This is a genomic window from Jannaschia pohangensis (assembly GCF_900113875.1).
In the GTDB taxonomy this organism is placed as follows: domain Bacteria; phylum Pseudomonadota; class Alphaproteobacteria; order Rhodobacterales; family Rhodobacteraceae; genus Jannaschia; species Jannaschia pohangensis.
This window is the reverse complement of the sequence record NZ_FORA01000002.1, coordinates 489,178-505,997: the sequence shown is the minus strand read 5'-3', so window position 1 is coordinate 505,997 and position 16,820 is coordinate 489,178. Positions and strand designations below refer to the sequence as shown.

Genomic DNA, 16,820 nt, shown 5'->3' with positions numbered 1-16,820 from the left:
AGCAGTCGGGCATGAAAATCCGCTTTCCCGCATGGGCCTTTCTGGCCATCGCCGCCATCTGCTTCGCTTTCCCCCAGCCGGTCCGGGCGCAATGGACCTCGGTCTCCGAGGTGATCCAGTTCGAGGTGATGCCGGGTTGGCGGCGCGCGGACGGCGTGCATGTCGCCGCCCTCAGGGTCCGTCTGCAACCGGGATGGAAGACCTATTGGCGCAGTGCCGGGTCGGTCGGCATCGCGCCGCAGATGGATTGGCGCGGGTCGCGCAACCTGCGCTCCGTGACGCCCGCATGGCCCACGCCCAAGGTGTTCGGCACCGAAGGTGCGTTGTCGATCGGCTACGATCGGGATTTCATCCTGCCCCTGTTGATCCCGGCCCAGGGGTCGGGCCCGATTGGACTGCGCGGTCAGCTGAGCATCGGCGTCTGCGCCGATATCTGCCTTCCGGCCCAGGTAGAGATAAGCGCCGACCTGCCTGCGGCTGGCGCGCCCGATCTCACCATCGAGGCAGCACTCGCCGACAGGCCGCGCCGCGTGAACGCCACTGCGCGCTGCAACCTGCGCCCCATCGACAACGGTTTTGCCATGACCAGCCAGATCGATCTGCCGTCCCAAGGTCGCAACGAGGCCGTGGTGTTCGAGGTTCCGAATGCCTCGGTCTGGGTCACCGATGCGGTTGTCAGCCGCCGTGGCAGCGAACTTCGCGCGACATCCGAGTTGATCGCCGCGGGGGGCGGGGGCTTTGCGCTGGACCGCTCGCAGGTCCGCATCACCGTGATCGGCACTGGTGGCGCCGTCGAAATCGAGGGCTGTACGGGATGAAGTTCGGCAAATTGTCGCGATCTTGCACTGTTGGGCTTGAAGCCAAGGCCTGTTCGCGCCACCTTGTAGATCAGATGAGGAGAGGTTGAATGGCTGGCAAGCGCGGCACTCTGGAAAAGCTCTGGGACAAGGCGACGGATAAACTGTCGGACCTGCTCGGCTCTTTGGCGCCGCAGCCTGACGCGATCCCGATCCCGGTGCGCAACGATCCCCGTCGTCCCCGCTGATCGAACCGGCTCTGCCGTTCACCCCAAATCAGACACGGAAGTCTGAGGTTCAGGACTCCGCGCGTCGCAGCATCGGCCCGGCCACAGGCGCTTTCTTCGGCTTGACGCTCAACTCCGTCAGCATCTCCGACAGGCCCGGCTCATTGACCAGCTTGGCGGCCTTGCGCAGGGAAAACCACTTGCGGGTCCGTTCCTTGCGTTCCTTCCAGTCGGATTTCTCTTTCTCGACGATCATCGGATAGACGCGCACGACGCAGGGCAGCGATTGCCCGTCGTCCAGCTTCTTGCGGTAGGTGTAGGTTCCAAAGACTTCGCGGGCGATGTGACCTTTGACGCCCGCTTCCTCCATGGCTTCGATGGCGGCGGCGGCCCAGGGCTTCACCCCCTTCATCGTCCACCCCTTCGGAACGATCCAGCGACCGGTGTCGCGGGACGTCACCATCAGGACCTCGACCTTGTCATCCGCGCCCCACCGAAGGGGCAGGGCGGCAATTTGCTGTTTTGCCTCTGGCATCTCGCTACCTTCGTGGCACCATTGGATCGGTGCCGACATCTTTTATCTTTGACTTGCTCGCCTGCGAGACAATGCCACACAACTGATTCGCTGGCAAACAAAGCTATTCAGGGTCGGTAAAGAAACTCCAAAGCCTCCCGCAGGTTGGCCACATGCAGCCAGGGTTCGAAGTCGGGGATCGGCCCGGTTTGATAGCCGCCGTCGACATGGACATATCGAACTCCGGCGGCGCGGGCAGTCAGCCAGTCGGTGATGCTGTCCCCGACATAGAGCGTCGCCACCGCCGTGACGCCCAGATCGGAGATCACTCGCAGCAGCGGCGCGGGGTCGGGTTTGCGCTTCGGCAGGGTATCTCCGCCGACCACGCTGGCGAAGGGGCCAAGGTCGAAGGCATCCAGGATCGCGCGGGTCGGCACCTCCGGCTTGTTGGTGCAAAGCCCAAGGCGCGTGCCCCGCGCCGCCAAAGCCGCCAACAGGTCACGCGCCCCGTCATAGACCGTGGTCCCCGACAGCGGATCGCGCGTGTAGTGGTCGAGGAAGTCTTCCAAGGCCCCCGGATGCGCCTCGGGCACGGCCCCGGCCCACAGCAGGCACCGCTCCACCAGTTTGGGCGCGCCGTTCCCGACGAAGCCGATCACGGTGGCGAGGTCGGGCTGCGGCAGGTCCAGATCGGCCAGCATGGCGCAGGCGGCAGCGCGCATCCCCGGCGCACTGTCGATGAGCGTGCCGTCCAGATCGAAGACCACGGCGTCGAAGGGCGCGGGCGATGGTCGGGTCAAGGGCAGGTCGACCCCGCCTCGGCCCAGGCCAGGATCGCGGCGGCGGTCTCTTCCGGTGTGCCGGGCGCCGGGTCGCGACCCGGTCCGGGGGTCCAGCCCCAAAGGACCAGCGGATCGTGCACCACGTGATCGGCCACCTCCTCCAGGGTGCGGCCGCCGTTGCGCTCCGGATCCTTCAGCTGTTCGCAGATCTCGCGGGCGGAGCGCGCGGCCCAGACCATCTCCGCGGGCGGCAGGGCCCAGTCGGGCGCTCCGGGTGCGCCGCCGGGCAGCGGATTGTTCTGCGTCCCGTGGCAGGTGGCGCAGGGCAGCGTCTCGATCCCCATCCGGCTTTCGCCCGCCTGCACATTCATGCCGTGGGGCCGGGTCGTGCCGTCGTCGTTCGACCAAAGCGGGATGCCCGCTTCGTCCACATGGCAATTCGCACAGCGCGGGTGGCTGAGCACGTCATAGACGGGGGCGAAATCCTGGGCTGCGGCGGGGCCGGCCAGCGCCAGCAGAAGGGCTGCGGCGCGGATCATGCGAAGACCATCGTCTTGGCGAAGGGCATCTCGCGCAACCGGGTGCCAGTGGCCGCGAAGATGGCATTGGCCAGCGCGGGGGCCGCTGCGGGCAACCCCGGCTCGCCCGCGCCGCGAATCTCGCCCGTGGTGCCAAGGGCCCGCACCTCCACCTGCGGCACCTGCCAGAGACGCAAGCTGTCGTAGTCGTGAAAATTCGACTGCTCGGGTCGGTGGTCGGCAAAGGTGATTTCCGCCCCTATGGCATGGCCCAGACCGAAGAGGGCACCGCCCGAAAGCTGGCTCTCGATATTGACGGGATCGAGGACGCGGCCCACTTCGGCCGCCAGCCACAGCCGGTCAAGGCGCAGGCCTGCGTCGGTCTGCGAGACTTCGATGACCTGGGCGCAGGGCACACCGAAAGCGAAGGTGACGGCCACACCGCGCCCGCGCCCGTCGCCCAGGGGCCCATCCCATGACGCCATATCTGCCACCGTCTCGAGCACTTGTCGCGTGGGCGCGTGGTGGATCAGGCGCAGGCGTTCCTCGACCGGGTCGGCCCCGGCGGCATGGATCAACTCGTCCATCAGGCTTTCGTGGAAAAAGCCGTTGTGCGACGCCCCGACCGAGCGCCACGAACTGACCCCCACCCCGGCGGGCACGCGGTAGCCGGTCACCCGCCGGTCGGGCAGCGCATAGGGCGCATCCCAGGCTGCGGCGACGATGGCGACGTCGGGTCCGGCGGCGGGCAGGCCCTGACGGCCAAGCTGGCTCTCGCCCACGGAATGGGCCGCAATCGACAGATCGAAGCTGCGGACCTGACCGGCGTCGACCGTGCCGCGCCCCCGGGCCAGCGCCATGGGCCGCAGGAAGCCGTGGGCCATGTCCTGTTCGCGCGACCAGGTCATGCGGATCGGCGTGCCGGGGCGCTGCATCGCGATCTCGGCCGTCTGGCGGACCCAGATGTCCTCCAGCCGGTGCCCGAAACTGCCCCCCGACGCCAGGTTGTGAAGATGCACCTGATCCGCATCCTGCCCGGTGATGCCCGCGACCGCATCGCGGATGAAGGTCGGGATCTGGGTCGCCGTCCAGATGTCGGTGCGCTCGGCGGTATAGGTCACCGTGGCGTTGGCCGGCTCCAGCGGCGCGTGATGCAGGAAGGGCGCGCGGTAGTCTGCGGCCAGCGGCGTTCCGGGCGCGGCATCCACATCGCCATCGTCGGCAAAGCGGCTGTCGCGGTTGGCCTCGGTCATGGCGTCGGCATGGGCCTGCCACATCTCGTCGGTGGTGGCCGCATGCGTCGTGGCCGTGCCCCAGACCGGAACGACGGCGCGGGCGGCCTTCATCGCGCGCCAGGTGTTGTCGGCCAGAACCGCAAACCCGTCGGTCACCGGCAGAACGGCGGCCACGCCGCGCATCGCCAGCGCTGCGCCCGTGTCCATGGAGGTGAGGCCCGCGCCCATGACCGGGTTGGTGACCACGGTCGCATGCAGCATCCCGTCGAACACGAGGTCGCCGCCATAGCGGAATGTCCCCGTGGATTTCGCCACGATATCGGTGCGTCGCATCGGCTTGCCCAGCCAACGCCAGTCGGCGGGGTCGCGCAGCGCGGCCTCGACCGGATCGAGGGTCGCGGCCTCGGTCGCGAGGTCGGCATAGGTGATCCGCGTGCCATCGGGCGCGATAACCGCGCCGTCTTCGGTGCGAAGCGCAGTGCGGTCCACGCCAAGGCGCTGCGCCGCCGCTTCCTTCAGGGTCTCGCGGGCCGAGGCCCCCGCCGCGCGCAGCTTGTCATAGCTGTCGGGGACGGTGGTCGACCCGCCCGTCAGGTGCAGGCCCAGGAACTTGGCGATCACGTCCCCGGCTCCGCGCCCCGTGCGGGCGACCAGGCCGTCGTCCCAGGCGGCCAGCGGCATCCCCTCGGCGGCGACCTTGCCGTTGTAATAGGCCCCCGAGGCGGGGCCGAAATCGGTGCGGATGGTCGCGGGGTCCACGTCCAGCTCCTCGGCCAGAAGATAGGTCTGGATCGACACCGCCCCCTGGCCCACATCGGCGCGCGGCGTGATCAGCGTCACCCCCTCCGCGTCGATCAGGACATAGGGGTTCAGCGTCGCGGCGCCCGGGGGCAGATCGGCCAGCAGCGGGTTTTCGACCGGCTTGCGGTAGGCATAGATGCCGAAGGCCACGCCCCCCGCAACAGCGGCAGAGCCGATCAGGAATGTGCGGCGGGCGATTGTCTTGAGGCGGCCCATCACGCGCCCTCCGCCTGGATGGCGCGGCGGATCGCGGCGCGGATGCGCGGGTAACTCGCACAGCGGCAAAGGTTCCCCGACATGGCCGCGTCGATCTCGTCGTCGGTGGGGTTCGGGTTCAGCACCAGAAGGCTCGCCGCCTGCATGATCTGGCCCGACTGGCAGTAGCCGCATTGCGCCACCTGTTCCTCGATCCAGGCCTGCTGGACGGGGTGGAGGGCCTCGGGCGTGCCAAGTCCCTCGATCGTGGTGATCTCGGCGCCGTCGGCTTCGCCCGCCGTGATCTGGCAGGACCGGACGGCCAGACCGTCCAGATGCACGGTGCAGGCCCCGCATTGCGCGATGCCACAGCCGTATTTCGGCCCGTGAATCCCCAATTCGTCGCGCAGCAGCCACAAAAGCGGCATGTCCGCTTCGATATCCAGCTCATGGGGGGTTCCGTCGACTGTGATCCGCATCGTTGCATCCTGCTGCTGGTTCGTTGCTGACGATAGACCTGTGGCGCGCCGGGGCAAACCGTCTGGTTCACTTTTCGTCGCGGCACGGCGCTGTTCCGGAAGCGGTGGACGGATACTGTGTGCTGCGGCATGGTTCAGGACATGGAACACATTCCGACCGAAGACTTCGCCCGCGACGGGGCCGTGGTGATCCGCGGCCTCTTTGCCGACCATGTGGAGGCATTGCGCGACGGGGTGGCCCGCAACATGGCCGAGCCCGGGCCCCATGCCGCCGAGAACACCAGGGCGGGCGAGGCGGGGCGCTTCTTTGACGATTACGTCAACTGGCAGCGGATCCCCGCGTTCGAGGCGGCGGCTCGCGACCCGAAGATCGCCGGGACGGCCGCCCGATTGATGCAGTCCAAGGGCGTGCAGCTGTTCCACGATCACGTGCTGGTCAAGGAGCCGGGGACCAGCCGGGCGACGCCCTGGCATCAGGATGCCCCCTATTACTTCGTCGCGGGCCGTCAGACCGTCAGCTTCTGGGTCCCCCTCGATCCGGTCAGAGAGGCGACGCTGCGCCTCGTGGCGGGGTCGCACCTCTGGGACCGCCCGGTCCTGCCGACGCGCTGGCTGTCGGAGGATGCCTTCTTTCCCGGCGACTACCGCCCGGTGCCCGACCCGGACGCCGAGGGGATGACGGTCCTGGAATGGGCGATGGAGCCGGGCGATGCCGTGGCCTTTTCGTTCGACACGTTGCACGGCGCGCGCGGCAATACGGCGCAGGCCCGTCGCCGTGCGTTTTCGCTGCGATACCTCGGCGATGATGCGCGGTTCACATCGCGCCCCGGCCCCACGTCACCGCCGTTTCCCGGCCACGGGATGCACCCCGGCGACCGGTTGCGCGATGATTGGTTCCCGCAGGTCTGGCCCTGATCCCGGCGCCGCAGTTTTCCTTGATCGCGTCAAAAGGAAAGCGTAAATGTGCGTTAGTTTTCGTTTGGGGGGCCAATGCGCGAGTCCTATGATCTCTTCGTGATCGGTGGCGGCATCAATGGCTGCGGCATCGCGCGCGATGCCGCGGGCCGGGGCTTGACCGTCGGACTGGCCGAGATGGGCGACTTCGGCGGGGCGACCTCTTCCTCCTCGACCAAGCTGTTTCACGGCGGTTTGCGCTATCTCGAATATTGGGAAGTGCGCCTCGTGCGGGAGGCGTTGCGCGAACGCGACGTCCTGATCCGCAACATGCCGCACATCAGCTGGCCTTTGCGCTTCGTCCTGCCGCTGTCGTCCGACATGCGGTTCGAGGGCGGCACGCCCACGTCGAACCTCTTGGGCAAGGTCATGCCCTGGCTCAAGGGGCGGCGGCCCGACTGGCTGATCCGATTGGGTCTGCTGGCCTACGACACCCTCGCGAAATCCACGATCATGCCGGGCACGCGCACCATCTCCCTTGTGGGTACGCCCGAGGGCGCACCGCTGGAGGATCGGTTCGTCAAGGCCTTCGAATACTCCGACGGTTGGGTCGAGGATTCGCGCCTCGTCATCCTGAACGCGCGGGATGCGGTCAATCGCGGCGCCGATGTCTCGGCCCGCACCCGCGTCGTCAGCGCGGAGCGGGACGGCGACGAGTGGGTGATCACGCTGGACGGGGAACGCAGCGGGCAGGTGCGCGCCAAGATGCTGGTGAATGCCGGCGGCCCCTGGGTGGGCGAGATCATTCGCGGGGTCGTGCGCTCCAACGCCCGCGAGGGCGTCCGGCTGGTGCGCGGCTCGCACATCGTGACGAAGCGGCTTTTCGATCACGACAAATGCTATTTCTTCCAGGGCAGCGACGGGCGGATCATCTTTGCGATCCCCTATGAATACGACTTCACCCTGATCGGCACGACCGATGCCGAACACCACGACCCCGACCAGAAACCGGTCTGCACGCCCGAGGAACGGGATTACCTGCTCGATTTCGCGAACGGCTATTTCAAGCGCGACCTGACGCCCGAGGATGTGGTCTGGACGTATTCAGGCGTGCGCCCGCTTTATGACGACGGGGCCAAATCGGCGACGGCGGCGACGCGGGATTACGTGCTCAAGGTCGATGCCGACGGGGGCGCGCCGCTTCTGAATATCTTCGGTGGCAAGATCACGACATTCCGCAAGCTGGCCGGTCACGCGATGGACAAGATCGAGACCTATCTGCCCACCAAATCCGGCCCCTGGACCCATGACGCGCCCCTGCCGGGTGGCGATTTTCCGGTCGATGGACAGAAGGCGCAGGTGGTGAAGCTGAAGGCGGCCTACCCCTTCCTGACCGACCATTGGGCGCTTCGGCTGGTCCGGGCCTACGGGACCGAGGCGGATCTGGTTCTGGGCGATGCGACATCGGCCGAGGATCTGGGCCGCGATTTCGGCGCGACCCTGACCGAAGCAGAGGTGATCTGGCTGATGGAGCAGGAATGGGCCCGTACGGCGCAAGACATCCTGTGGCGGCGCACCAAACTGGGCCTGCGAGTGACGACGGCGCAGGTGGCCGCGCTCGACGATTTCATGGCGGGCCATCAGGCCGCCGCCTGACCCCCTTAGGTCGGCGCGTCGGCCCGGATCAACCCTTCTGCCTTCAATTCGGCCCAGAGTTCGGCGGGGATCGCGGCGCCCGCGGCCCGCAGGTTGCCCGTCATCTCCGCCATCGCCTGACCGCCCGGAATGACCGACAGCGTGGCCGGGTGCAGCAGCGGGAAGGCAAAGGCCGCATCGACCAGTCGCGTGTCATGGGCCGTGCAGATCGCCTCGATCCGCGCCACCTTTTCCCGAATGGGCGCAGGGGCAAGGTCGTAATTGTAATACGACTCCTCGACCGGCCCGGTGGCCAGGATACCCGAATTGTAGGGCCCGCCGCTGATGATGCCCACGCCGCGTGCCTCGCAGAGCGGCAGGAACGACGTCAGCGCCGTCTGCTCGAGTAAGGTATAGCGCCCGGCCAGCAGGAACATGTCGAAATCGCCGCGCCCCAGAAGTTGCTCGCAGACTTCCCATTCGTTCACGCCCGCCCCGAAGGCCGTGATGACGCCTTCGCTGCGCATCCGCTCCAACGCGTGATAGCCCCCGGCCATCAACTGATCGACCTTTGCGTTCACATTGGCGCGGCTCCCTTGGTTGGGCACGTCGATGTCATGGGCAAAGAGCATGTCGACCCGGTCCACACCCAGGCGTTCCAGACTGGCCTCGACCGACCGCAGGACACCGTCATGGCTGAAGTCATAGACCTCGCGCCGGTTGGGCACGTCGAACCACTTGCCGATGCCGTCCCGGGTGGTCGCCGTCGCGGGGGTCAGCAGGCGACCGATCTTGGTCGACAGGACATATTCGTCACGTGGCTTGCCCCGCAGGAACCGGTTCAGCCGCGTCTCCGACAGGCCGAACCCATAGAGCGGGGCCGTATCGAAATACCGCACACCACCCGCCCAGGCCGCCTCCAGGATGGCATGGGCCTCGTCGTCGGTGATGGCGCGGTAGAGGTTGCCCAGGGGCGCGGTGCCGAACCCCAATTCCGTCAGGGTCAGACCGCCGGTTCCGAGACGATCCCAATGCCGCGTCTTCATGGTGCCGGTCCTTTCAGGGTGCCGTATACAGCAGGTCCTTGAACCCCGCCCGCAGGCGCGCCGTGTCGGCGGCAACACTGGCCGGGTCGTCGCGCAAAGCCCGCGCGATCAGCGCCATGATGGCAGGTGCATCGGCGGGCGTCACGCCCCGGCGAGCAAGTTCCGGCGTGCCGATACGCAACCCGTTCATGTCGCCCGCAACCTCGGGCAGGGGCAGGCCGATGCCGCAGGTCAGGAATCCCGCCACCTCCAGCCGCCGGGCCATGGCCTGACCGCCGCCGAAGTTTCGCGCCTCGATCGCGAACTGGTGGCTGTGGGTCGCGCCCCGGTCTGCGGCAAAGACCGGCAGCCCTTCGTTCACTGCGGCCCGGGCCAATGCCTGCGACAGGTCCACCATCGCGCGGGCATAGTCGCGGCCACAGACGCGCCAATCCTGGAGGGTCACGCCCAGGGCCGCCGTCTTTGCCGCGTCGAAATTGGCGGTGAGCCCCGGAAAGGCGACGGCCTCGAGCCGTTCGGCCACCTCTGCATCCCGGGTCACGATGAGACCGCCGGCCGGGCCGCCGAGCGATTTGTAGGTGCTCATCGTCATCAGATGCGCGCCCTGGGTCAGCGGGTTGTCCCAGACGCGCCCCGCGATCATGCCGCACAGATGGGCCGCGTCGAACATCAGATGCGCGCCGACGGCATCGGCGATGGCCCGCACCTCGGCCACCGGATGGGCAAAGAGGTTCAGCGACTGGCCAAGCGTGATGATCCGGGGCCGGACGCGCGCCGCCAGATCGGCCAGCGCCGCCACATCGACGGTATAGCCGTCGGCATCGACAGGGGCGGGGTGGATGGTCAGCCCGAAGAGCCCGGCGCAGCCCGCGTCGTGGTGGGTGACGTGGCCCCCGATGCTGGCCGGGGGTGCGATGATTGCATCGCCGGGCCGGGCCAGCGCCATGAAGGCCATCAGGTTCGCCATCGCCCCCGACGGCACGCGCAATTCCGCATGGGTCGCGTCGAAGACATCGCAGGCCAGCCGCGCGGCGATGGTCTCGATCTCCTCGATCTCGGTCAGGCCCATCTCGTATTTCTCGCCCGGATAGCCAAGCGATGGGCGCGTCCCGATGCCCGAGGCCAAGAGCGCTTCGGCCCGGGGATTCATCACGTTGGTCGCCGGGTTCAGGTTGAAGGCGGTGACGTCATGCGTGATGGTCGCGGCCCGGGCCAGTGCCTCGATCCGCGTGGCGGGATCGGCGGGCAGGGGGATGGCGTCGATGCGGCTCTGGACCGGGGCGGGGAGCCACGGGCGGGGGGCGAGGTCGGTCATAGGAAGGCTCCGGGGCAAAGTGGGATCGACGCATCTGGCGCGGAGGTGGCCTTGCGGTCAACGCAGGGTTGGTGAAACTGAGGGTCAGAGAATCTGAGGCTTTTGAATGCCGGTCAAACCGCCGCGTGCCCCCGACCTGCCCCTCTCCGCCCTGCGCGCCTTCGAGGCGGCGGCGCGTTTGGGTGGCTTCGCCCCGGCGGCGACCGAACTGGGCGTCAGCGCCGGAGCGATCACCGCGCATGTCAAGGGTCTGGAGCAGCGGCTGGGCCTGACCCTGTTCCGCCGGGAGGTGCGGGGTGTGCGCCTGACCGAGGCCGGGGCGCGCGTCCTGCCGACGTTGACCCAGGCCTTCGACAGTCTGGACGCGGCCCAGGCCGCCTTGCGCCACGAAGCCTCGCCGCTGTCGCTGTCGATTGCCAGCCTTCCGGCCCTTGCGCAGCTCTGGCTACGGCCCCGTCTGGCAGATCTGGCGCGGGATATTCCGGGTCTGACCCTGTCGATCACTGCCGCCGAAGTCGCCCCGACCGCCAAACGCAGCGCCCATGACCTGACACTGTTCATGGGCGGCGGCGGGCGCGACATGCTGGTGCCGGTGGCGGCCCCCGAGGCGGGCGACCTGCCCCGCCTGACGGACAGTGCCTGGGCCGACGATTGGGCGCGCTGGCGGGCCGGGGCACCGGGCGCAGACCTTCCGGGGCGAGGCGCCGGGCCGGTCCATTCGCTCTATGCCCTCGCGGTCGAGGAGGCGCTGGCCGGGCGCGGTGTCTTGATGGGGCGCCTGTCGCTGATCGAGGGGTTTCTTGCGCGGGGCACGCTGGTCACCCGGGGCCCGCAGGTCGCCATTGCCGAAGGGCCGGTGGTCGCCGCCTGCAACGGCGGCGTCGCGACACGGCGCGTGGCCCGCTGGATCGCGGCCCGCCTCACGGCGCAGGGTGACAGCCGCGCGGCAGGTCGCTAGCGTCCGCGAGGGCGACGGGGGAACGACATGACGACGATACTGGTCTTCGGGGACAGCAACAGCCATGGCACCATGCCGCTGGCCCGGCTTGGCGGCGTCGACCGCCATCCCAAGTCGGCGCGCTGGCCCGATGTGATGGGGCAGGCCCTTGGGGTCGAGGTCCTGATCGAGGGGCATCCCGGGCGCACCACGGTGCACGACGATCCCATCGACGGGGCGCACAAGAACGGGATGCGCGCCCTGCCCGCGATCCTTGAAAGTCACCGACCGCTCGATCTGGTGGTGATCATGCTGGGAACCAATGACTGCAAGGCGCGGTTCGGCCTGCGCGGGTGGGATATCGCGGCCGCCGTGGGCAAGTTGGCGCAGGTTGTTCAGGCTTCGAATGCGGGGCCGGGCGGGGCCGCGCCGCAGGTCATGCTGGTCGCCCCCGTCCCGGTGGAGGAAGCGGGCGTTCTGGCCGAGATGTTCCAGGGCGGGCGCGCGCGATCCCGTGCGATTGCCCCGGCCCTGAAGGACGAGGCGGAGCGCCTTGGCCTGCCGTTCTTCGATGCGGGGCGCGTGGCCGCCGTCGACGGGCTCGACGGGGTTCACATGGATGCGCGCGCGCAGCAGGCCCTGGGCCTTGCCATTGCCGAAGCCGTGGGGCCGCTGCTGCCGTCCTAGCCCTGGATCGACGCCAGGTATTCCGACAGGGCCAGCAGGTCGGCGGGAACCGGGGTGCCAAGCCCCTCGTGCTCGACCACGACCGTCGGGCCCAGGTCGCCCGCGCCGAATTCCGGCATCACAGCACCGTCCTTGCCGTGCCGGGCCAGCCCGTCGATCTGCGCCATCACCCGGGTCTGCGGAAAGGTGCCGCCATTGCGCGCGGCCAATGTCGTCAGATCAGGCCCGATGCGGCCCTTTGCGTCGGCCCCGTGACAGGCGGCGCAATTCTGCTCGAACAGCGCGGCCCCCCGTTCGACATCGACGCGGGGCTCCGGGTCGACCGGCTGGCACGCGGCAAGGGCAAGGCACAGGAAGGGGAGGGCGCGCAGCATCGGGTTTCTCCGGGGTTCGGTCATCTGACGTTAGCACATGCGTTGCCACACCCGTTGATCTGCATCAAGCGATGCGTCCCGCCGGCTTGCACCCGCCGCCGATTGGCGCAACGCTGCCGATGATCGTTCCAGAGCGGATGCACGCCATGCCCCATATCGTCGTCCTCGGGATCTTTGTTGCGGATACGACCTTCCGCGCCACGCGCATGCCCCGGATGGGCGAGACCATTCTGGGAGACGGCTTTGCCTTGGGGCCGGGCGGCAAGGGGTCGAACCAGGCGGTGGCGGCGGGGCGGGCCGGGGCAGATGTGCGCTTCATCTCGCGGATCGGGCGGGACACCTTCGGCGACATGGCGATGCAGGTCTGGCGCGATGCGGGTGTCGGGACCGACGCGGTGATCCGGGGCGAGGATGCGACGGGGGCCGCCTTCATCTATGTGGACAGCGCCAGTGGCGACAATGCCATCATCGTGGCGCCCGGTGCGGCGGGCAAGCTGACCCCGGCGGATATAGAGGCCGAGGCTGACCTGATCGCCGGGGCCGCCGTCTTCGTCACGCAGCTGGAACAACCGATGGACGTCGCCCTTTCCGGCCTGCGGATCGCGCGGGCGGGCGGGGCGATCACCCTGCTCAACCCCGCGCCGGCGGCGACCCTGCCCGAGGGGATGCTGGAGCTGTGCGACTATGTCACCCCAAACGAGACCGAGGCCGAGGCCCTGAGCGGCGTGGCCGTCACCGACATCGACAGCGCGCGGGCGGCGGGGGATGCGCTTCTGGAAAAGGGCGTGGGCCGGGCCGCGCTGCTGACACTCGGGGCGCAGGGGTCGCTCTTTCACTCCGCCGAACAGTCGATCCACATCCCCGCCATGTCTGCCGGACCCGTGGTCGAGACGACAGGCGCGGGCGATGCCTTCAACGGCGGGTTTGCCGCGGCGTTGGCCGAAGGGGCCGATCCGGTCACGGCGGCGCGCTTTGCCTGTGCCGTCGCCTCCCTGTCGGTGACGCGCCCCGGGGCCGCCGCCTCCATGCCGACGCGGGCCGAGGTCGAGGCGTTGCTGGCCCGCTGAGCCTCGCGGGATCGTCACTCCACCTTTCGGTGCCATCGCCCTAAGAGGGATGCACCCAATCCCGAGACCCGGAGCGCCCATGACACCCGATCATCCCCTGACCCGCGATCTGGTTCTGGTGGGCGGCGGGCATACCCATGCGCTGGTCCTGCGGCAATGGGGGATGGCCCCACAGGCCGGCGTGCGTTTGACGGTCATCAATCCCGGGCCGACGGCGCCCTATTCGGGGATGCTGCCGGGGCATGTCGCCGGGCACTACAGCCGCGACGATCTGGATATCGACCTGGTCCGGCTGGCGCGGTTCGCGGGCGCGCGGCTGATCGACGGGTTCGTGACCGACGTGGATGCGGGCGCGCAGGTGCTGACGGTATCGGGGCGGGGCAAGGTGCCTTACGACGTAGCCTCGCTCGACGTGGGGATCAACGCCGAGATGCCGCGCCTGCCCGGCTTTGCGGAACATGGCATTCCCGCCAAACCCCTGGGCGCCTTCGCCTCCCGCTGGCAGGCATTCCTCGATGCGGGCATGTCCGGCCAGGTCGCCGTCATCGGCGGCGGTGTCGCGGGGGTGGAATTGGCGATGGCGGCGGCCCATGCCCTTCGCGCGCGGGGACGGACGCCCGAGGTCACGGTGATCGAAGCGGCCAAGGCCCTGGCGGGGACGGGCCTGCGCGCGCGCCAGCGTCTTCTGGCGGCGATGAAGGCCGAGGGCGTCACCCTGCGCGACGGCGTGTCGGTGGCCCGGGTCGCGGCGGAGCAGATCCTGCTGGAGGGTGGCGAGGCCGTCGCCTCGGATTTCACCATCGGGGCGGCGGGGGCGCGGCCCCATGACTGGCTAGCCGACACCAGCCTGCCGCTTGACGGCGGCTTTGTCCGCGTCGGCCCGACCCTTCAGGTCGAAGGTCACCCGACCCTCTTTGCCACCGGCGACTGCGCGCATATGGTCCATGCGCCGCGTCCCAAGGCCGGCGTCTTCGCGGTGCGCGCGGCCCCGGTGCTGCACGACAACCTGCGGGCCGCCCTGTCGAGCCGGAGCCTGCGGCGGTTCGATCCGCAGGGCAGCTACCTCAAGCTCATCTCATTGGGTGGCAAGCGGGCCCTGGGCGAGAAGTTCGGGGCCGTCGTATCGGGCCCCTGGGTCTGGCGCTGGAAGGACCACATCGACCGGACCTTCATGGACCGGCTCAATGACCTGCCTGCGATGACCACCGGCGCGCCGCCCGCCGATGCGGCGACGGGCGTGGGCGAGACGGGGGGCAAGATGATGTGCGCGGGCTGCGGCTCAAAGGTGTCGGGGCCCGCGCTGGCCTCTGTTCTGGCCAACCTGCCGCCGCCGATGCGCGACGACGTGCTGTCACGGCCCGGGGACGATGCGGCCGTGCTGGCCCGCGGGGCCGGGCGGCAGGTCTTTACCACCGACCATCTGCGCGCTTTCACGGCGGACCCCGCGACCTTTGCCCGGATCGCGGCGATCCACGCCCTGGGCGACATCTGGGCCATGGGCGCCCGGCCACAGGCGGCGCTGGCCACGGTGATCCTGCCGCGCGCGTCCGAGCCGATGCAGGCCCGCCTGCTGGACGAGGTGATGACCGCCGCGTCGGAGGTTCTGTCGGCGGCGGGGGCCGACCTTGTGGGCGGGCATTCCCTGATGGGGGCGGAAATCTCGCTCGGGTTTTCCCTGACGGGCCTGTGCGAGGGCGAGCCCATCGGATTGACCGGCGCGCGGCCCGGCGACGCGATGATCCTGACCAAACCGATCGGCACTGGCACCATTCTGGCCGCCGACATGGCCTTGCGGGCGCGGGGGGCGGATGTGCTGGCCCTTCTTGCCGCGATGGCGGTGCCGCAGGACAGTGCGTCGGCCATTCTGGCGCGGGCCGGGGTGGGGGCCATGACCGATGTGACGGGCTTCGGTCTGGCCGGGCATCTGTCGAACATCTGTCGCGCGTCCGGTGTCGGGGCCGAGATCGTGCTGGCCGATGTGCCGCTTTATTCGGGGGCCGAGGATCTGGCGGCGTCGGGAATCCGCTCCACGCTCCATGCCGCCAATGCGGCGGCGGCCCCGGTCGAGGGCGGGACGGGACCGCGCCTTGCCCTTCTGCACGATCCGCAGACGGCGGGCGGCCTGCTGGCCACCGTGCCCGAAATCGCCTTGCGCGATACGATGGAGCGGTTGGCCGACGCCGGGGTGCCCGCGGTCCGGATCGGGACGATCACCGACGGACCTGTCCGGATCCTCTGTCGCTAGACCAGGCTCAGGATCTGCTCTGCCGCCCGGGCCAGATCATCCTCGCCCAGATCGTCGAGCGTGACGGTCCCGATCCGGCAGTTTCCCCGGTCGGCGCGGCGATAGCGCGGGTCGTAATGCGCCGCGATCAACCCTTCGGCCAGCGACTGATAGTCGCCTGAAGCCGCCTGATCGTGCCAGCCCGTGATCTGGTCGCGCGCATGGTAGTGGCGCAGGCTGTCGATCCGTTCGGCCAGCAGGTCCGCGTCGTCCACGAGGTCGGGATAGGCCGTCAGCAGATGACGCGCCCGGGCGGCAAGGGGGGCAGAGATGTCGATCACCTCGGCCCCGGCCATGGCCTTCCAGAGGCTTGGCGGTAGAAGGACCTCGCCAATCGCATTGCTCTCCGCCTCAAGGAAGACGGGACGGGTCGGGTCGAGCCGGGTCAGTTCACCCGCCAACCGGCCTTCGAACATCTTCTGGGAGGGTTGCCCCTGTGGCCTGCCGCCAAAGTTCGAGCCGCGATGATTGGCCAGCCCCTCGAGGTCGATGACCTGCGCCCCGGCGGCAACGAGGTGGCGCAAAAGCTGCGTCTTGCCGGTGCCGGTGCCGCCGTCGATCAGGACCGGGCGGATGGACAGGGGGTGATCGTAAAGCATCTGCACGACCAGCCGCCGATAGCTTTTGTAGCCGCCGTCGAGCAGGGCCACGCGCCAGCCGATCTGTTCCAGGATCGACGCGAAAGAGCCGGACCGCTGCCCCCCGCGCCAGCAATAGACCAGCGGACGCCAGCCCCCGGATCGGTCGGCCAGCGGGCCGTCGATGTGGTTGGCCGCGTTGCGCGCCACCAATGCCGCGCCGATCTTGCGCGCAAGGAAGCGGTCCTGCTGGACATAGATGGTGCCGACCCTGGCCCGTTCGTCGTCCGACAGGACGGGCAGGTTAATCGCGCCGGGAATGTGGTCTTCGGCAAATTCCGCAGGCGCGCGCACATCGATGATGTCGTCGCAGGGCAGGGCGGAAATCTGGGCGAAGTCGGTCAGGGTCAGGCGCATTGGCCGAGATGGACCGGATGCCACGCCAAGGTCAATGC

General features: G+C 68.8%; 17 protein-coding genes. 8 read left to right on the top strand and 9 right to left on the bottom strand.

The genetic code is table 11. The features are described 5' to 3' along the window. Positions 1-11: 11 nt before the first annotated feature. Together BM002_RS09515 and BM002_RS19295 are read left to right on the top strand one after the other, a co-directional pair. Positions 12-818 (top strand): protein-disulfide reductase DsbD domain-containing protein, encoded by an 807-nt coding sequence (locus BM002_RS09515; protein ID WP_092779833.1) that lies wholly within the window; start codon positions 12-14, stop codon positions 816-818. An 89-nt stretch (positions 819-907) separates the two neighbouring features. After that, positions 908-1,045 carry a hypothetical protein gene (locus tag BM002_RS19295; RefSeq protein ID WP_175484856.1) on the top strand — a complete coding sequence of 46 codons (138 nt, stop codon included), beginning with the start codon at positions 908-910 and terminating at the stop codon, positions 1,043-1,045. 49 nt (positions 1,046-1,094) lie between these two features. Here BM002_RS19295 and BM002_RS09510 read toward each other — a convergent pair whose 3' ends face one another. The 5 genes from BM002_RS09510 to BM002_RS09490 form a co-directional block, all read right to left on the bottom strand. Continuing rightward, a complete protein-coding gene (locus BM002_RS09510) occupies positions 1,095-1,598 on the bottom strand; it encodes an NUDIX hydrolase (RefSeq protein ID WP_245749190.1) in 504 nt (167 codons plus the stop codon). Between the two features lie 68 nt (positions 1,599-1,666). After that, the gene (gene gph / locus BM002_RS09505) at positions 1,667-2,338 is read right to left on the bottom strand and encodes a phosphoglycolate phosphatase (protein WP_175484855.1); all 672 of its coding nucleotides are present in this window, start codon (positions 2,336-2,338) and stop codon (positions 1,667-1,669) included. Further along, entirely contained in the window at positions 2,335-2,859 is a 525-nt protein-coding gene (locus BM002_RS09500) for a hypothetical protein (protein ID WP_092779827.1), read from the bottom strand. The genes gph and BM002_RS09500 overlap by 4 nt, the downstream gene beginning before the upstream one ends. Then, a complete protein-coding gene (locus BM002_RS09495) occupies positions 2,856-5,090 on the bottom strand; it encodes a xanthine dehydrogenase family protein molybdopterin-binding subunit (protein ID WP_092779825.1) in 2,235 nt (744 codons plus the stop codon). Before BM002_RS09495 ends, BM002_RS09500 begins: the two co-directional genes overlap by 4 nt. Further along, positions 5,090-5,548, bottom strand: a complete 459-nt coding sequence (locus tag BM002_RS09490) for a (2Fe-2S)-binding protein (RefSeq protein WP_092779823.1) — start codon at positions 5,546-5,548, stop codon at positions 5,090-5,092. Before BM002_RS09490 ends, BM002_RS09495 begins: the two co-directional genes overlap by 1 nt. Positions 5,549-5,677: 129 nt before the next feature. On the opposite strand from BM002_RS09490, the gene BM002_RS09485 reads away from it, so the two are divergent. Beyond that, the gene (locus tag BM002_RS09485; protein ID WP_425431839.1) at positions 5,678-6,463 is read left to right on the top strand and encodes a phytanoyl-CoA dioxygenase family protein; all 786 of its coding nucleotides are present in this window, start codon (positions 5,678-5,680) and stop codon (positions 6,461-6,463) included. Positions 6,464-6,538: 75 nt separating this feature from the next. After that, positions 6,539-8,098: a glycerol-3-phosphate dehydrogenase gene (glpD, locus tag BM002_RS09480; RefSeq protein WP_092779821.1), complete on the top strand. Its 1,560-nt coding sequence runs from the start codon at positions 6,539-6,541 to the stop codon at positions 8,096-8,098. A 5-nt stretch (positions 8,099-8,103) separates the two neighbouring features. On the opposite strand, the gene BM002_RS09475 is transcribed toward glpD, so the two are convergent. Next, the gene (locus BM002_RS09475; protein WP_092779819.1) at positions 8,104-9,123 is read right to left on the bottom strand and encodes an aldo/keto reductase; all 1,020 of its coding nucleotides are present in this window, start codon (positions 9,121-9,123) and stop codon (positions 8,104-8,106) included. Between the two features lie 13 nt (positions 9,124-9,136). Beyond that, positions 9,137-10,438, bottom strand: coding sequence for a serine hydroxymethyltransferase (locus BM002_RS09470; RefSeq protein WP_092779817.1), 1,302 nt, complete (start codon positions 10,436-10,438; stop codon positions 9,137-9,139). A gap of 106 nt (positions 10,439-10,544) precedes the next feature. On the opposite strand from BM002_RS09470, the gene BM002_RS09465 reads away from it, so the two are divergent. Both BM002_RS09465 and BM002_RS09460 read left to right on the top strand, forming a co-directional pair. Next, positions 10,545-11,396, top strand: a complete 852-nt coding sequence (locus BM002_RS09465) for a LysR family transcriptional regulator (RefSeq protein WP_092779815.1) — start codon at positions 10,545-10,547, stop codon at positions 11,394-11,396. 27 nt (positions 11,397-11,423) lie between these two features. Beyond that, positions 11,424-12,062: an SGNH/GDSL hydrolase family protein gene (locus tag BM002_RS09460; RefSeq protein WP_092779813.1), complete on the top strand. Its 639-nt coding sequence runs from the start codon at positions 11,424-11,426 to the stop codon at positions 12,060-12,062. On the opposite strand, the gene BM002_RS09455 is transcribed toward BM002_RS09460, so the two are convergent. After that, entirely contained in the window at positions 12,059-12,436 is a 378-nt protein-coding gene (locus BM002_RS09455) for a c-type cytochrome (protein ID WP_092779811.1), read from the bottom strand. The two genes, BM002_RS09460 and BM002_RS09455, sit on opposite strands and share 4 nt — an antisense overlap. Positions 12,437-12,555: 119 nt before the next feature. Between BM002_RS09455 and rbsK the strand changes: the two genes are divergently transcribed. Together rbsK and selD are read left to right on the top strand one after the other, a co-directional pair. Beyond that, positions 12,556-13,503, top strand: a complete 948-nt coding sequence (gene rbsK, locus BM002_RS09450; protein ID WP_245749189.1) for a ribokinase — start codon at positions 12,556-12,558, stop codon at positions 13,501-13,503. A 79-nt stretch (positions 13,504-13,582) separates the two neighbouring features. Next, complete coding sequence (gene selD, locus BM002_RS09445) at positions 13,583-15,748, top strand: selenide, water dikinase SelD (RefSeq protein ID WP_092779809.1); 2,166 nt, start codon at positions 13,583-13,585, stop codon at positions 15,746-15,748. Here the strand turns inward: selD and mnmH are convergent. Continuing rightward, positions 15,745-16,782 (bottom strand): tRNA 2-selenouridine(34) synthase MnmH, encoded by a 1,038-nt coding sequence (mnmH, locus tag BM002_RS09440; protein WP_092779807.1) that lies wholly within the window; start codon positions 16,780-16,782, stop codon positions 15,745-15,747. The two genes, selD and mnmH, sit on opposite strands and share 4 nt — an antisense overlap. Between the last annotated feature and the right edge of the window lie 38 nt (positions 16,783-16,820).